Raw genomic sequence first — 15,326 nt, 5'->3', positions numbered from 1 at the left:
TGGCCCGGTGAGCGAACCCCGCGCGACGGCAGACCGGCCGCGTCGGCGCTATGCGCAACGCCTGCCCCCGGAAGAGCGGCGAGCCCAGCTGCTCGACGCCGCCTTCGCGGTCCTGGAGAAGGCCGAACTCCACGAGCTGAACATGGAGGCGGTCGCCGCCGAGGCGGGCGTCGGCAAGCCCGTGCTCTACACCGTCTTCAAGACCCGCGCCGACCTGGTCGCGGCCCTGCTGGAACGCGAACGCGAACGCGCCCTCGAACAGGTCGCCGAGACCCTGCCCACCGATCTGCTCGGCGCGGACCCGGTGGTGGTCGCCTCCGCGACCGTCGAGGCGTTCGTCGGTGTGGCCCTGAGCAATCCGACCCGCTGGCGGCTGCTGCTCGCCGGTCCCGGCAACGCCCCCGACGAATACCGCGAGGCCATCCGCAGCTCCCGGGCCGGGATCTTCGATCAGGCCGAGGCGCTGGTGCGCATGGGCCTGGTCATCGACCCGCGCTGGGCCGGAATCGATTCCGGCCTGCTGACGAACTCCCTGCTGACCATTTCCGAAATGCTCGCCCGCCTGGCGGTCAGCGACCCGGACGCCTATCCCCGCGAACGCATCGAGGGCTTCGTGCAGGCCATCGTCCGGCTGCTGATCGGCGGCGCGACGCCCGAATAGCTCAGTGCGTGTGCCCGTCGAGCTGCCGGGCGACGCGGGCGCTCATGAGCGTCGAGATCCCCGCCGGGGTCTGCGGGTCGTAGCCGGTCAGCTCGGCGATGCGGGTGAGCCGGTAGGTGATCGTATTGCGGTGCACGGAAAGCTCACGGGCCGTGCCGTTCTGGTTGAAGTCCTGCAGGATGAACACCTCGAGGGTCTCGGCCAGCACCGGCTGCGCGTCGAGCGGATCCAGCACCCGCACCAGATTCCCGGCCGCGCCCGAGGTGGCGATGGCGTATTCGAAGACCATGTCCTCGCGCCGGCAGATCATGCGCGGCCGCCGCAGCGCCCGCCCGGTCTCGGCCAGCACCCGCGCCTCGGCGAACGCCTCGGGTAGTCGATCCCGGGTCGGCGCGGCCGAAACACCCACCCACAGCGCGGTTTTCGCGGTGCGCGCCTTGGGTTGCAGAATCTCGGCCAGGCTGGTGATGGCGGCGCTCTCGTCGGCGGCCGAGCGCAGCGGCAACAGCGTCGTCCAGCCGCCGCTGTCGCGGTAGAGGAAGCTGCCCGCGATCCCGGCCAGCCGGCGCCGCAGGTCGGTCAGGATGCCGTTGGGCGAATCCCCGAGCCGGATCACCGCCACCACATACGCGTCCACCAGGGTGACCGCCGCGTCCTCGGCCCACTCGTACGGATCACCGCCGGACAGCAGCGCTTCCGCGATGGCGCGATGCTGTTCGATGCGGTCGTAGCGGGACTGCCGCACATCGTCGACGCAGGCGTCGGCGATCCGCGCCGTCATCAATGCCACGTACTGGGCCAGCCGGAACGCGCTCGTGGCCGCGGTGATCGCCTCGGCCCGGGTGGGCGTGCCGACCACCTGACTCCACACGAAGCTCAGGCCCACCCGGTAGTTGGTCAGTGCCTCGGCCATCGGCATCCCGTCGCGGACCAGCGAAACCGCCCGCGCCACCAGCGGTTCGGTTTCGGTCTCGCTCGGGTCCTCGCCGGTGCGCAGGAACCGGAAGAACAGCTCGATATTGAGCTGGGCGGCGGGCAGGAAGTCGGCGTCCATCATGGACGCGGGCAGGGCGTCATAGGGCGGCGTGCCGATCGCGAAGTCCGCGATCAGCGCCACCGCCCGTTCCTGCCAGGCATCGATGAACTTCTCGGCCTCCGCCATGAGACCTCCCGTGGTAGCAGTCAGGGAGTGACCATAGCGAAGTCCGGGTCCGGTTCGTCCAGTGCGGCCACCAACCCGCCCAGGGTCGTCACGTCGCCGTGCACGGCCAGTTCGCCCCGCGCGACCGCGCCCGGGAAGTCCTGCTCCATGAGCAGGATCCGGACCAGGGTCGGGTGCGCGAGCTCGAAGGTGGCGTCCGCGTCGGGCAGGCCGTCGCCGTCGAAGCGGTCGTAGTGCACCAGCAGCCCGTTGCTCATCTCGATGCGGTGGACGCGGTCCTGATCGGTGATCTTCCAGTCCACGACCGACTTCAAGTGCCACGCCTTGGGGCCGTCCACCCGCAGCGCCATGGCGTCGAAGATCTGCTCGACGGTCAGCCCGTAGAGCATCGACGACGCCGCGTCGGCCTTGGTCGGAGTGCCGAAGGAGCCGTGGCGCAGCTCGTACGCGCCGGACAGATACACATTGCGCCAGGTGGCCGATTCCGCGCCGTAGCCCAGCTGCTCGAAGGTGTCCGCCTGCAGCGCCTTCGCCTCCGCGTTGGCCGGATCGGCGAAGATCACGTAGTCGACCACCTGCGCCACCCAGCGGAAATCGCCCGCCTCGTAGGCGGCCCGGGCCTTGCGCAGCACCTCGTCCGCGCCGCCCATGAATTCCACGTGCCGCGTCGCGCTCTCGACCGGCGGATGCTGCCACAGGTGTGCCGGGTTACCGTCGTACCAGCCCATGTAGCGCTGGTAGACGGCCTTCACGTTGTGGCTGACGGTGCCGTAGTACCCGCGGGTGTGCCAGGTGTTCTCGAGCGCGGGCGGCAGCGGGAAGTCCTCGGCGATCTCGGTGCCGACCAGGCCCTGATTCAGCTTGCGCAGCGTCTGATCGTGCAGGTAGCCGTACATGTCCCGCTGCAGCGACATGAATTTCACGACGCGCTCGGTGCCCCAGGTCGGCCACAGGTGCGAGGAGAACACCACGTCGCAGTTGCGGGCGTAGCGGTTGACGGCCTCGGTGAGGTACTTGGCCCAGTTGTGGGCGTCGCGGACCAGCGCGCCGCGCAGGGTCAGCAGGTTGTGCATGGTGTGGATGGCGTTCTCCGCCATGCACAGTGCGCGATGGCCGGGCAGGTAGACGTTCATCTCGGCCGGGGCCTCGGTGTCGGGGGTCAGCTGGAAGACCAGCCGCACGCCGTCCACGGTCAGCTCCTGGCCGCTGTCCACGATATCCACGGTGGGCGCGATGATTCCGGCGGAGCCGACCGGAATCGTCTGTCCCAGCGCGGTTCCCACGGTGCCCCGCTCGCCGCGCGGCAGCGCGGTGCCGAACATGTATCCGGCGCGGCGCGCCATGGCCGTGCCCGCGAAGATGTTCTCCGCCACCGCGTGCTCGAGGAAGCCCTCGGGCGCGATGACCGGGCAGCGCCCCGACGCGGCGTCCTCCGGGGCGAGGACGCCTTCCGCGCCGCCGAAGTGGTCGATGTGGGAATGGGTGTAGATCAGCCCGGTGACCGGGCGGTGCGCGCGATGGTCGCGGTAGAGCCGCAGGGCGGCCGCGGCGGTCTCGCGCGTGGTGAGCGGGTCGATGACGACGACGCCGGTCTCGCCCTCGATGAGGGTCATATTGGAGATGTCGAAGCCGCGCACCTGGTAGATGCCCGGCGCGACCTCGAACAGCCCCTGCTGTGAGGCGAGTTCGGATTGCCGCCACAGGCTCGGATTCACCGAGTAGGGGCAGTCGCCGCCGAGGAAGCCGTAGGAATCCCCGTCCCACACCACGTTTCCCTGATCATCGGTGATCGCGCCGGAGTCCGGTCGCGCGATGAGCCCGCGGGTGGCGTCGTCGAAATCGGTGGTGTCCGCGAACGGCAGCGTCGCGAGGACGCGCTGGTGGGCGGCGACGATGTGGGCGGTGGGTTCGGTGGCCATGTCTCCACGCTAGCCGCTATTGCAGTATTGCTGCAATAAGAAACATCTGTGAAAGATCCGCTCCGCATTGACGCCATCCTTACGCCCGGCGGGACTAGGATTCCCGCATGACGGTCGGCACTGACCTGCCCAAAGCCGATGCTCTCTTCGATCTGGACGCCTGGCTGCACCGTTGGCCGGCCAGCGTCTACGCGACCGAATTGCATTACGGCGTACTCGTTTTCATCGGCTGCGACGCCTTCGATGAGCGCGACGCGGAGACCGCCCGGCGCACGTATCCGGGTCGGCGCGTCCTCATCGACGACACCGGCAAGCTCGAGGTGCACCCGGCGGGCGACGGCCCGCCGATCTCCATTTTCGATCCGCGCCATCCGCTGCGCGCGACGCTGTCCTAGGCGCACCGTCCCGGTGCCGGGTGGGTGATCCAGCACCCGCCCGGTTCGGGAAGTGACCCTTGCCACAGCCTGGTACACGCGCGTACCGTGCTCATGGTACGCAGAAGTACCAGGCTGGGAGATGGCGCATGACCACAGTGACACTGCCCGATGGACCAACCACGCCGGCCTTCGTGCAGGCCGTCGAGATCCTGGCCGGACGCACCCGCGCATGGCGGCGGCTGCACGCGAAATACGGGTCGGCGTTCATGGTCAAGATGCCGCGCTTCGGGCCCACCGTGGTGCTCTCGGACCCGGCCGAGGTCAAGGCGCTGTTCACCACCCATACCGACCTGGTCGACAACATCGACGCCAACCTGGGCCAATTCCTCGGTCCCGGTTCGCTTTTCGCGCTGCGCGGGGAGGAACACCGCAAGGAGCGCAAGCTGCTGACCCCGCCGTTCCACGGCCGACGGCTGGCGGTGTACGAATCGCTCATCGAGGAGGAGGCCGTCCGCGAGATGGCCACCTGGCCCTCGGGCACCGAGTTCGCGACCATGGACTCGATGATGCGGATCACGCTCAACGTGATCCTGCGCGCGGTCTTCGGCGCGGAGGGCGCGGAGTTCGACCAATTGCGCACGCTGCTGCCGAAACTGGTGCTCGTCGGCTCCGCGCTCGCCGCGCTTCCGGTACCGCGCAAGCTGTTCGGGCGCTTCGGCCCCTGGGCCCGTTTCGCACGGCACCGCGCCGAGTACGACCGCATCGTGCAGCGGCTGATCGAGCGCGCGGCCGCCGACCCCGGCCTGAGCGAGCGCGACGACGTGCTGGCCATGCTGCTGCAGGCGCGCTACGACGACGGTTCGGCCATGACGCACAACGAGATCGCCGACGAACTGCTCACCCTGCTCACCGCCGGGCACGAGACCACCGCCACCTCGCTGTCGTGGACCATCGAACGGCTGCGCCGCCACCCGCACATTCTCGGGCGGCTGGTCGCCGAGGCCGACGCGGGCGGCTCCGAATTGCGCGAGGCGGCGCTGCTCGAGACGCAACGGGTGCGCCCGGTCATCGACGCCACCGCGCGCAAGGTGCGGGCCGAGTCGCTGCAGCTGGGCCGGTGGACGCTGCCGCGCGGGCAGGGCGTCATGGTCAGCATCCGGTTGATGCACGACAATCCGGAATTGTTCACCAACCCCAAGGATTTCGACCCGGACCGGTTCGTCGGCAAGCGGCCCGGCACGTTCAGCTGGATCCCGTTCGGCGGCGGCGCGCGGCGCTGCATCGGGGCGGCGTTCGCGACCATGGAGATGAACGTGGTCTTGCGCGTGCTGCTGCGAGATTTCACCCTGGAGACCACCGACGCCCCGGACGAGCGCGCGCACTTCCGCGGTGTCGCATTGGTTCCCGCGAAGAAGGGGCGAGCCGTCGTCTACCGGCGGGCGCCCCGGACCACGAGCCAGTCCGTCGAAACCGGCGAAAACCAGGACGCACGAGGCGAACAGGTGACGGCATGAGCGAGCAGAGCGCCGACGTCGGACGCGGCATCACCCTCACCTACGAACGGCACGGCAGCGGCATCCCGCTGCTGCTGATCGCCGGGCTGGGCCAGCAGAAACACGAATGGCACGACGGCCTGATCACCCTGCTCGCCGACCGCGGATACGACGTGGTGCGCTTCGACAACCGCGATGTCGGCACCTCCACCCACCTCCGATTCCGCCCGCCCGGCCCCGCCGACATGCTCCGCAAGCGTTGGGACCCACAGCAATACGACCTCGGCGACCTGGCCCTGGACACCCTCGGCCTGCTGGACGTCCTCGGCTGGGAACGCGCGCACCTGGCCGGGATGTCCATGGGCGGCATGATCGGGCAGACCGTCGCGGCCCGGTACCCGGCCCGGGTGTCCTCGCTGACCTCGATCTTCTCCACCACCGGCGCGGCCCGGGTGGGCCGCCCCGCCCTGTCGACCTGGGCGCGCATGTTCCGCAAGCCCGCCCGCACCCGGGAGGAACACACCGACGGCGCGGTCATGATGTACCGCCACATCGGCTCGGCCGGGTACCCGTTGGACGAGGCCAGAATTCGCGCCACGGCGGGGACCACCTGGGACCGCGATCCGCGCCCGGCCGCCGGTGTCGGCCGCCAGCTCGCCGGAATCATGAAGTCGGGGGACCGGACCCGCGAGGTGCGCACCATTACCGCGCCCACCCTGGTGCTGCACGGCGACCGCGACCGCATGGTCAACCCGACCGGCGGCGTCGTCACCGCCGCGGCCGTGCCCGGCGCGCGCCTGCACACCCTGCCCGGCATGGGTCACGACCTGCCCGAGGCGCTCTGGCCCACCCTGGCCGACCTCATCGACAGCCACATCCGCACCGCCGAATCCAGGAGTACCGATGCCCCGAACGTCTAGGCCACTCTCCGGTCACCCGGTGATGATCACCGGCGCGGCCTCCGGAATCGGGCGGGGTCTGGCCCAATTGCTGTCCCGCCGTGGGTCGCCGGTGGCCATCGCGGATATCGACGCCGACGGCCTGAAGCAGACCGCGGCGTCGATGAGCGGTCCGGTGCTGACCCGGGTGCTGGACGTGCGCGATGCCGCCGATCAGCTCGCCTTCGCCGACGAGGTCCGCGCTTGGCTGACCGCGCCGCTGGCCGCGGTGTTCAACAATGCCGGGGTGGCGGTGTCCTCCTCGGTGCTGGACACCGTGCCCGAGGACGACGAATGGTTGCGGCGTATCAACTTCGACGGCGTCGTGAACGGCACGCGGGCGTTCCTGCCCATCCTGGTCGAGCAGGACAGCGGCGCGATCGTCAACACCTCCAGCGTGTACGGCCTGGTGGGGATGCCCTACCAGAGCGCCTACTGCGCCGCGAAATTCGCGGTGCGCGGCTTCACCGACGCACTGCGGCAGGAACTTCGGGGCACCGGGGTGTCCGCGGTGACCGTGCACCCGGGCGGGATCAAGACCAATATCGCCCGCAACGGCCGCGTCCGCAAGGATCCCGAGGGCCGAGGCCGCACCCACGAGCAGATGGCCGACGAGTTCGAGGCCATCGCCATGACCACGCCGGAGAAGGCGGCCGAAATCATCTGCCGTGGAGTCGAACGCGGCAAGGCGCGCATTCTGGTGGGACCGGACGCCTACATGTTCGACACGCTGGCCCGGGTCACCCCGACCCACTACTTCGACGTGCTGGCGGTCGTGATGGGCGCGATGCGCGGCCGGGCCGCGAAGGGAGCGAGATCATGACCGAACACGTGGACGTGCTGATCGTCGGGGCCGGGCTGTCCGGAATCGGTGCGGCACACCATATCCAGGACGCCTTCCCGAATCGGAGCTACGCCCTCTTCGAGGCGCGCGAGGCCATGGGCGGCACCTGGGACCTGTTCCGGTATCCAGGAGTGCGCTCGGACTCGGACATGCACACGCTCGGGTACCGGTTCCGGCCCTGGGTGGCCGCCGAGGCCATCGCCGACGGGCCCGCCATTCTCGACTACATCCGCCAGACCGCGGCCGACGCCGGAATCGATCGGCGAATCCGCTACGGGCACAAGGTGACCGGGGCATCCTGGTCGTCGGAAGAGGCGCGCTGGACCGTCGGGTTCGAGCACGACGGCATCCCCTCGACCATCACCTGCGACTTCCTCTACCTGTGCAGCGGGTACTACCGCTACGACGAGGGCTACACCCCCGAATTCCCCGGCCTCGAGGACTTCCAGGGCCAGGTCGTGCACCCGCAGCACTGGCCCGCCGAACTCGACTACGCCGGAAAGCGCGTCGTGGTGATCGGCAGTGGCGCGACCGCGGTCACCCTGGTCCCGGCCATGGCCGAGACCGCCGCGCACGTGACCATGCTGCAGCGGTCGCCGACCTACATCCTGTCGGTGCCGACCGTCGACGGCATCGCCACCAAACTGCGCGAGAAGCTCGGCAACCGCCGCGCCTACACCGTCACCCGCTGGAAGAACGTGCTGGTCAGCACGCTGATCTATCAGCTGAGCCAGCGGCGGCCGCAGATGATGCGCAAGTTCTTCCGCAATCTGGCCATCAAGCAGCTGCCCGAGGGCTACGACGTCGACACCCATTTCAAGCCGACCTACAACCCGTGGGATCAGCGGCTGTGCCTGGTGCCGGACGGGGATCTGTTCCGGTCCATCAGGGAGGGCCGCGCCTCGGTGGCGACCGACCGTATCGAGCGGTTCACCGCCGACGGCATCGCGCTCGAATCGGGTGCGGTGCTGCCCGCCGACATCGTGGTGACCGCGACCGGGCTGGACCTGCTCGCGCTCGGCGGCATCGCGCTGACCGTGGACGGCCGCGAGATCCAGCCGCCGGACACCATCGCCTACAAGGGGATGATGCTGGGCGGCGTGCCCAATCTCGCGTTCACCATCGGCTACACCAACGCCTCCTGGACGCTCAAGGCCGACCTGGTCGCCGAATTCGTGTGCCGATTGCTGCGGCACATGGACATTCACGGCTACACGCAGGCGACACCGTGGCCCGATCCGACCATCACCACCGCGCCGCTGCTCGACTTCCAGGCCGGTTACGTGCTGCGGGCCATCGACCGCTTCCCGAAGGCCGGGTCGCGCGCGCCCTGGCGGCTGGGCATGAACTACGCCCAGGACGTGATCACCTTGCGGCACGGCAAGATCGAGGACGGCACCATCCGCTTCGCCGGAGCCCGACGACACGCCACCGAGCGCACGGAGACACGCCTCGGCGTGCAGTGAACCCGGAGAAACTACGCTGATGCTCGTGACACGCGCCGAGCCCACCACCGACGCCGAACCCGCCACCGACTCCGTCTTCCGGCGGCGGCTGCTCGACGCCATGGGCGAGGCCGTGCGCGAGCGCGGCTACCGTGACGCCACCGTCGCCGACGTGGTGCGCATCGCGCGCACCTCGCGGCGCACCTTCTACGAGCACTTCGCCGACAAGCAGGACTGCTTCGTGGCGCTGCTGACCGAACGCAACAACGAGACCGTGGAGCAGATCTACGCGGCCGTGGACGCGACCGCGCCGTGGGACACCCAGATCCGGCAGGCGATCGAGGCGTGGATCGAGGCGTCGCGGCAGGACACCGGCATCACCCTGGCCTGGATCCGCGACACCCCGGCACTGGGGGAGCGTGCGCGGCAGCTGCATCGGGACGCGGCCGAAGCGTTCATCACCCTGATCCAGAAGCTCACCGCCACACCGGAATTCCAGGCCGCCGGGCTGCATCCGCCCAACCGGCGGATGGCGACGATCCTCTACGGCGGGTTCCGGGAACTCATCGCCTCGACCGTCGAGGACGGGCACGACATCACCGAAATCATCGGTGTCGCAGTCGAAACCGCGCTCGCGCTGGTCGGTCCCCGGTTCGACGCCTGACGGTCAGCCCTTCTTGGGCGGGCGGGCACGGAAGTGCGCGCGCTCGCCCTGTTTGCCGAACAGGCTGAGGAATTCGACCGGTTCGTCGTCGGCCGAGCCGAACCAGTGCGGTTCGCGGGTATCGAATTCGGCGGCCTCGCCCGGCTGCAGGATCAGATCGTGGGAGCCGAGGACGAACCGCAGCCGGCCGTTGAGCACGTAGAGCCACTCGTAGCCCTCGTGGGTCTGCGGAGTGGGCTCGCTGCGCCCGGCCTTCGGGTCCAAGATGATCTTGAACGCCTGAATGCCGCCCGCGCGGCGGGTCAGCGGCAGCATCTGCATCCCGCCCCGGGTGATCGGGCGCATGTGCACGCGCGGATCGCCGGTCTGCGGGGCGTCCACCAACTCGTCGAGGGTGACGTTGTGCGCCCGGGCCAGCGGGAGCAGCTGCTCCAGCGTCGGCCGACGCGCACCGGACTCCAGACGGGACAGCGTGCTGACCGAGATACCGGTCTCGGCGGACAGCTCCGCCAGCGTGACTTCCCGCTGTTTGCGCAGTTCACGTAGCCGCGGGCCCACCCCATCCAGGGCCTGGTCGATGTCCTCGCTCATCCTTCGAGTTTGCCATATCGGCAAAGAAGGTTGCCGGATCGGCCGGTGTGCCCGGATCGTCGTAGACAGGAGGTGGTCATCCATGACCGATCGGCTGAACAGCAGCTATGACGTGGTAGTGGTGGGCGGCGGCGCCGCGGGACTGAACGGAGGACTGATGCTGGCCCGGGCGCGGCGCTCGGTGGTGGTGATCGACGCGGGCAGCCCGCGCAACGCACCGGCCGCGGGCGTGCACGGGCTGTTCGCGCGGGAAGGCGTGCCGCCCGCGGAGCTGGTGGCGCGCGGGCGTGAAGAGGTGCGGCAGTACGGCGGCGAGGTCGTCTCCGGTGAGGTGAGCGGAATCCGCCGCGACGGTGAGGAATTCGTCGTCACCCTGGCCGACGGCCGTTCGACCCGGGCGCGCCGGTTGCTCGTCACTTCCGGTCTGGTGGACGAACTCGCGCCGATTCCCGGACTGCGCGAGCGCTGGGGCCGCGATGTCGTGCACTGCCCGTACTGCCACGGCTGGGAGGTGCGCGATCGCGGGATCGGCGTCCTCGGGCTGGGCCCCATGGGAATTCACCTGGCGCTGCTGTTCCGGCAGTGGAGCGAGGATGTGGTGTACTTCGCGCACACCAACACCCCGCCCACCGAGGAGGAGTCGGAGCAGTTGGCGGCCAGGGGAGTTCGCGTCGTGACGGGCGAGATCGCCGCCGTCGAGGTGGCCGACGACCGGATGAGCGGTGTGCGGCTGGCCGATGGCGCCGTGGTCGGCCGCGAGGTGCTGGCCGCGCCCACCCGCATGGTCGCCCGCGCCGGATTCCTCGCCGACCTCGGCCTGGTGCCCACCGAACATCCCAGTGGCGCAGGCGAATACATCCCCGCCGACGCAATGGGACGCACGGAGGCCCCCGGCGTCTGGGCGGCGGGCAATGTCGTCGATCTGTCCGCGCAGGTGGGCGCGGCGGCGGCCGCGGGAGCCATGGCGGGCGCGCAGATCAATGCCGACCTGGTGGCGGAGGACACCCGCCGGGCCGTGGCGGAGTACCGGGCGCTGACCGGGGTGAGCTAGCCGCGCGGGGTCAGGATCGCCGGGAGCGCGCCGAGTCGCAGGGTCGTCGCGATATCGTCCGCGGCGTCCTTGGTGAAGTTCCCGACGAGCTGGCTCTGGTTGCCGAGGACGGCGCTCGGGATGACCGGGCCGAAGCCGCTCTGGGAGGTGAGGACGTCGCTCTGGATCACCGGAGCCGAGAGCACCTGGGAGTCGACCTCGAAGGCGAGCTGCTTGCCGACATTGGTTGCCGTGTACTGGGTGTACTGCCGGACCCCGATATCGGTGAGCGTCAGGTTCACGCCGTAGCGCGCGGTGCGGGTGTCCATCGAGCCCTTGGCATCGGTGAGCTCCTTGCCGTCGACCACGGCCGGTCCCAGCAGGTAGGCGGTGTCACCCGCGGCGGCACAGGTCACCAGGGGCAGGGTGGCGTCGTCCGCGCCCCGCAGCGGATCCGGCTGCTTGCAGTCGATTCCGGCGAGCGTGGCCGTCTGCACCGCGGGATCGAGGCTCTGCCGGACATCCTTGCCCGGCAGAGTCTTTCCCGGGCCGGCTTGAAAAGGCTTGCCTGCCAGCACCGGTCGCAGCAACAACCGGCCGGACCGCCCCAGCCGTCGAGCCGCCGTACCGTCGTCCCCGGCCACGGTGATCGTCAACATGTCCGCGTCCACCGTCACCGTGGTCTTGCCGACCCCCAGGGTGCCCGCCCGCTGCTCCACCGCCTGCTTGGTCTGTTCCATGGTCCCGGCCGACGGAACCATCCCGCCCGGAGTGCGCGCCGTGAAGGCGACGGCCGTACCCGAACCATGCTGCCCGCCACAGGCTCCGATCACGGCGACGACTGCGACCCCGACGACCGCAGCCCGCACCCCGCGACCGACCGACCTGGACAATCTCATCCCGAACCCTTCGTGACAACTGATCCCGCGATGATAATCACGAACGAGTCACAATGCGCGCGCGGCGGCTGTAGAGCGCGAGGAGACCAGCGAGCGCGGCAATGTTCAGGCCCGCCTTGATGATCAAGGTGAGGGTGGTGAATTGGTTGGCCGGGAAGCCGGCCGCCATGCTGGCGGTGAACGCGCCCAGAATGAGCATCAGTCGGTGGCGGTCGTCCCACCCGGGTGTCCGGGACCAGCGATCCAGCAGGATGCCGGTCGCGGCAGCCATCAGCAGGGCGCCGATGATCGGCAGCGCCACCGGGACGTGCAACAGCAGGCCGTTCACCTCGGGAAGCAGCAGCCCGAACCACGATACGGCGGCAAGGAAGGCAATCGCCCCGGCGCTGAGGGGATTCGGTGTCCTCCGCGCTGCCGTCCGGGATCTTCTCGCGGGCTGCCTCGCGAAGCGCACCCCGAGAATGGCCAGGGCCGCAACGACAACGAGCGCGAGGGCCAGTGTCGGCAGCGGCGGCTGGTACGCGGGCAGGTGCAGCAGATCCGGCGACACGACGTGAGTCCAGTTGTACCAGGTCGGAATCGCACCGGCGACGAACACGGCGGCAAGGACCAATCGCCCACGTCGACTCGGCCACACCGTTTCGCGATCAAGGGGAAACACCAGATCGGTGAGCTGAATGCTCAGTGCGATCGCCCAACAGCTCTCGTAACCCACCGCCCAAACCAGATAGGGCCAGTTGACGCCGAGCGCCCGTCCCCACTCCCCGGCCGCACCCGGCCGTGGCGCGAGCGAGGTCTGCACGATCAGACATTCGGCGATCACCGCGAACGCGAGCCCCCACGTGATCACGGCCGCCCACCCGGCTCCGCGCTCCCGCGCGAGACCCCTGATCAGCAGGGCGGCACACCCATAGGTCAACGTTTCGGGGATCAACGCCACCAGCGTCGTCGCCTGCGTAGCCCCGAACAGCAGATCCACGACGATCGGTGCGCACAGCAGCAGAAACGACTCCGGTACCCACGCCGTCCGCCGCTGGTCCACCGCGCCACCATACCTTTCTCACCACCGCATCCGGGGCAGCCGGAAACCCACTGACGAAGTAGATTCGGCCGGACCATGTTTCGTTGATCTGGGAGGCACGATGGCGCGGCGGGCAGTTGTCAGTGGTGGCGGGACCGGGATCGGGAAGGCGGTGGCGCGGCGGTTGGCGGCCGATGGGGTGTCGGTGGTGATCGTGGGGCGGCGGCTTTCGGTATTGGAGAGCACCGCGAAGGAGATCAACGCCGCGGTGGGCGCCGACCGCGTCTCCGTCGCGACCGCTGATCTGACCGTGCCCGAGCAGGCCGGGGCCCTCGGCGAGGAGATTGCCTCGGGCGGGGCGGTCGACATCGTGGTGAACAACGCGGGCGGCAACCCGAAACCCACGCCGAAGGACTTGGCGGGCCTCGCGACTGTCTACTCCGAGGTCTTCCAGCTGAACGTGGTCACCGCGGTACTGCTGACTGAGGCCCTGCTGCCGCATATCGCGCGGCCCGGCGGGCGGATCGTGTCGGTGAGTTCTATTGCCGGGCTGCGTGGGTCCGGACCCTACGGGGCCGCGAAGGCCGCCATGCACGGGTGGTCGCTGGGATTGGCGCAACAGCTCGCGCCGCAGGGCATCACGGTGAATGTCGTCGCACCGGGATTCGTTCCCGCCACCGAGTTCTGGACCGGCCGCCTGACCCCGCAACTGGAAGCGGACCGCGCCGCGGAGATTCCGCTGGGCCGCGCGGGCACCCCCGACGATGTCGCCGCGGCCATTGCTCACCTCGCCTCGGCCGAGGCCGGGTGGACCACCGGCCAGATCCTCCAGGTCAATGGCGGCGCGGTCCTCGGCCGAGGCTAGCCGAGCTCAGCCCGGGAGCTGGGCGCCGATGGCGCTGCCGATGCCCGCGCCGACGCTGGCGCCGACGGCGGCTCCGGCGACTCCGCCTATGCCCGCGCCGATGACGACGGTGACGGGGCAGACGGGGGCGGCGACGACACAGCCGATCGCGCCGCCGCCGACGATGCCGATGGCCGCGCCGGTGATGCCGCCGAGGACCATGCCGATCTGACCGCCGGGGATGGCTTGGGTCTGGCCCGCGCCGACGGGGGTGACGGCTACGGGGGTGACGGCGGCGACGGGTTCGGGGGTGGCGTCGGGTGTCGCGGCGGAGGCGGTGCCGACCGCGGCTCCGGTGAGGGCGGCGGCGATGACGGTGGTGGCGGCTATCTTGCGGAACATGGAACTACTCCTGTAATCGGGTGTAGGGCAGTGGATCTCGGTGCGAACTCAGCACTTGGACTTGTAGAAGTATTGATTGTTGGCCGCGATGTTGTCCTGCGTGATGGCGATCATGTTGGTTTGGATGGTGCGGGTGACGGGCTTGCCTTCCAAGGCCGCGGCGGCCTGATCGACGCCCTGTTTGCCGATGTCGCCGGGGTTTTGGGCGATCAGCGCCTGAACGGTGCCGTCCTCGAGGTCCTGGACCTGCTTGGGGCTGGCGTCGAAGCCGACGACCTTGACCTGGCCGAGCTTGCCGGCATTGCGCAGCCCGGTGGCCGCGCCTTCGGCGGAGCTGAGGTTGGTGGCGAAGATTCCGGCCAGATCGGGATGCGCCGCCAGGGTGGCGGTGACGATCGAGGCCGCCTGGGCCGCTTCGTTGTTGTTGTACTGGACGCCGAGGGGGGTCATGCCGGGATGGCTCTGCTTCAGCTCGTTCTCGAAGCCCTGGGCGCGCTGATCGGTGGTCGAGGTGCCCGCCTTGGTGTTGATCACCAGCACGGAACCCTTGTCGCCCACCAGTTTCGCCAGGGTCTGGGCCGCGAGCTGCCCGCCCTTGACATTGTCGGAGGAGATCGACGACAGCGCGATCGAGGTGTCCTCCAGCGCCGTATCCACCTCGATGACCTTGATGCCCGCGTCCTTGGCCTGCTTGATCGGGCTGGCCATGGCCTGGGCGTGGGTGGGCGCGATGAGGATCGCGCCGGGCTTGTTGGCGATCACGCCGGTGACGATGGGCGTCTGCTGGGACGCGTCGAATTGCGACGGGGCCTGGGTGTCGAGGGTGTAGCCGAGCGACTTGGCCTCGTCCTGCGCGCCGCACTGCATGGAGATGTAGAAGGGTTCGTTCGCGACACCGGGGATGAGCACCAGCTTCTTCGCGTCGGTCTTACCCGAATTGCTCACCGAGCCACCGCATCCCGCCAGTAGCCCGGCCACCGCCACGGCCACGGCCGCCACTATGGCGGCGCGTCCTCCGGTCCTCATCATCAGGCCC

16 protein-coding genes are annotated in these 15,326 nt (G+C 69.5%); 9 read left to right on the top strand and 7 right to left on the bottom strand.

Annotated elements, in window-relative coordinates; genetic code table 11:
* Nucleotides 1-7 precede the first annotated feature (7 nt).
* Entirely contained in the window at nt 8-661 is a 654-nt protein-coding gene (locus tag GPX89_RS42530; RefSeq protein WP_328602968.1) for a TetR/AcrR family transcriptional regulator, read from the top strand.
* 1 nt (nt 662) lies between these two features.
* On the opposite strand, the gene GPX89_RS42525 is transcribed toward GPX89_RS42530, so the two are convergent.
* Together GPX89_RS42525 and GPX89_RS42520 are read right to left on the bottom strand one after the other, a co-directional pair.
* On the bottom strand, nt 663-1,823 hold the full coding sequence (locus GPX89_RS42525; RefSeq protein WP_157393468.1) for a PucR family transcriptional regulator: 1,161 nt from the start codon (nt 1,821-1,823) through the stop codon (nt 663-665).
* 20 nt (nt 1,824-1,843) lie between these two features.
* Nucleotides 1,844-3,742: an alkyl/aryl-sulfatase gene (locus GPX89_RS42520; protein ID WP_157393467.1), complete on the bottom strand. Its 1,899-nt coding sequence runs from the start codon at nt 3,740-3,742 to the stop codon at nt 1,844-1,846.
* A 107-nt stretch (nt 3,743-3,849) separates the two neighbouring features.
* Between GPX89_RS42520 and GPX89_RS42515 the strand changes: the two genes are divergently transcribed.
* The 6 genes from GPX89_RS42515 to GPX89_RS42490 all read left to right on the top strand — a co-directional run bounded on the left by GPX89_RS42515 (nt 3,850) and on the right by GPX89_RS42490 (nt 9,503).
* A complete protein-coding gene (locus tag GPX89_RS42515) occupies nt 3,850-4,137 on the top strand; it encodes a hypothetical protein (protein ID WP_157393466.1) in 288 nt (95 codons plus the stop codon).
* A 128-nt stretch (nt 4,138-4,265) separates the two neighbouring features.
* Nucleotides 4,266-5,633 (top strand): cytochrome P450, encoded by a 1,368-nt coding sequence (locus GPX89_RS42510; protein WP_157393465.1) that lies wholly within the window; start codon nt 4,266-4,268, stop codon nt 5,631-5,633.
* Nucleotides 5,630-6,532, top strand: coding sequence for an alpha/beta fold hydrolase (locus tag GPX89_RS42505; protein WP_157393464.1), 903 nt, complete (start codon nt 5,630-5,632; stop codon nt 6,530-6,532). Before GPX89_RS42510 ends, GPX89_RS42505 begins: the two co-directional genes overlap by 4 nt.
* Complete coding sequence (locus GPX89_RS42500) at nt 6,516-7,373, top strand: SDR family NAD(P)-dependent oxidoreductase (RefSeq protein ID WP_157393463.1); 858 nt, start codon at nt 6,516-6,518, stop codon at nt 7,371-7,373. The genes GPX89_RS42505 and GPX89_RS42500 overlap by 17 nt, the downstream gene beginning before the upstream one ends.
* Entirely contained in the window at nt 7,370-8,860 is a 1,491-nt protein-coding gene (locus GPX89_RS42495; RefSeq protein WP_157393462.1) for a flavin-containing monooxygenase, read from the top strand. Before GPX89_RS42500 ends, GPX89_RS42495 begins: the two co-directional genes overlap by 4 nt.
* Nucleotides 8,861-8,885: 25 nt before the next feature.
* Nucleotides 8,886-9,503 carry a TetR/AcrR family transcriptional regulator gene (locus GPX89_RS42490; RefSeq protein WP_328602967.1) on the top strand — a complete coding sequence of 206 codons (618 nt, stop codon included), beginning with the start codon at nt 8,886-8,888 and terminating at the stop codon, nt 9,501-9,503.
* Between the two features lie 3 nt (nt 9,504-9,506).
* On the opposite strand, the gene GPX89_RS42485 is transcribed toward GPX89_RS42490, so the two are convergent.
* Nucleotides 9,507-10,094 (bottom strand): helix-turn-helix domain-containing protein, encoded by a 588-nt coding sequence (locus GPX89_RS42485; RefSeq protein WP_157393460.1) that lies wholly within the window; start codon nt 10,092-10,094, stop codon nt 9,507-9,509.
* A gap of 82 nt (nt 10,095-10,176) precedes the next feature.
* Here GPX89_RS42485 and GPX89_RS42480 point away from each other — a divergent pair, with 82 nt between their 5' ends.
* Nucleotides 10,177-11,145 carry an NAD(P)/FAD-dependent oxidoreductase gene (locus GPX89_RS42480; protein ID WP_157393459.1) on the top strand — a complete coding sequence of 323 codons (969 nt, stop codon included), beginning with the start codon at nt 10,177-10,179 and terminating at the stop codon, nt 11,143-11,145.
* On the opposite strand, the gene GPX89_RS42475 is transcribed toward GPX89_RS42480, so the two are convergent.
* Together GPX89_RS42475 and GPX89_RS42470 are read right to left on the bottom strand one after the other, a co-directional pair.
* Entirely contained in the window at nt 11,142-12,023 is an 882-nt protein-coding gene (locus tag GPX89_RS42475) for a SecDF P1 head subdomain-containing protein (RefSeq protein WP_157393458.1), read from the bottom strand. The genes GPX89_RS42480 and GPX89_RS42475 overlap by 4 nt on opposite strands.
* A gap of 37 nt (nt 12,024-12,060) precedes the next feature.
* Nucleotides 12,061-13,002 carry a hypothetical protein gene (locus tag GPX89_RS42470; RefSeq protein ID WP_157393457.1) on the bottom strand — a complete coding sequence of 314 codons (942 nt, stop codon included), beginning with the start codon at nt 13,000-13,002 and terminating at the stop codon, nt 12,061-12,063.
* 163 nt (nt 13,003-13,165) lie between these two features.
* Here GPX89_RS42470 and GPX89_RS42465 point away from each other — a divergent pair, with 163 nt between their 5' ends.
* Nucleotides 13,166-13,909 carry an SDR family NAD(P)-dependent oxidoreductase gene (locus tag GPX89_RS42465; RefSeq protein WP_157393456.1) on the top strand — a complete coding sequence of 248 codons (744 nt, stop codon included), beginning with the start codon at nt 13,166-13,168 and terminating at the stop codon, nt 13,907-13,909.
* 6 nt (nt 13,910-13,915) lie between these two features.
* Here GPX89_RS42465 and GPX89_RS42460 read toward each other — a convergent pair whose 3' ends face one another.
* Together GPX89_RS42460 and GPX89_RS42455 are read right to left on the bottom strand one after the other, a co-directional pair.
* Nucleotides 13,916-14,290 carry a hypothetical protein gene (locus GPX89_RS42460; RefSeq protein WP_157393455.1) on the bottom strand — a complete coding sequence of 125 codons (375 nt, stop codon included), beginning with the start codon at nt 14,288-14,290 and terminating at the stop codon, nt 13,916-13,918.
* A gap of 48 nt (nt 14,291-14,338) precedes the next feature.
* Nucleotides 14,339-15,319, bottom strand: a complete 981-nt coding sequence (locus GPX89_RS42455; protein ID WP_235949363.1) for an ABC transporter substrate-binding protein — start codon at nt 15,317-15,319, stop codon at nt 14,339-14,341.
* Between the last annotated feature and the right edge of the window lie 7 nt (nt 15,320-15,326).

The sequence above is a fragment of the Nocardia terrae genome, assembly GCF_009760405.1.
GTDB lineage: Bacteria > Actinomycetota > Actinomycetes > Mycobacteriales > Mycobacteriaceae > Nocardia > Nocardia terrae.
This window is presented reverse-complemented; position numbering and strand designations above follow the sequence as displayed.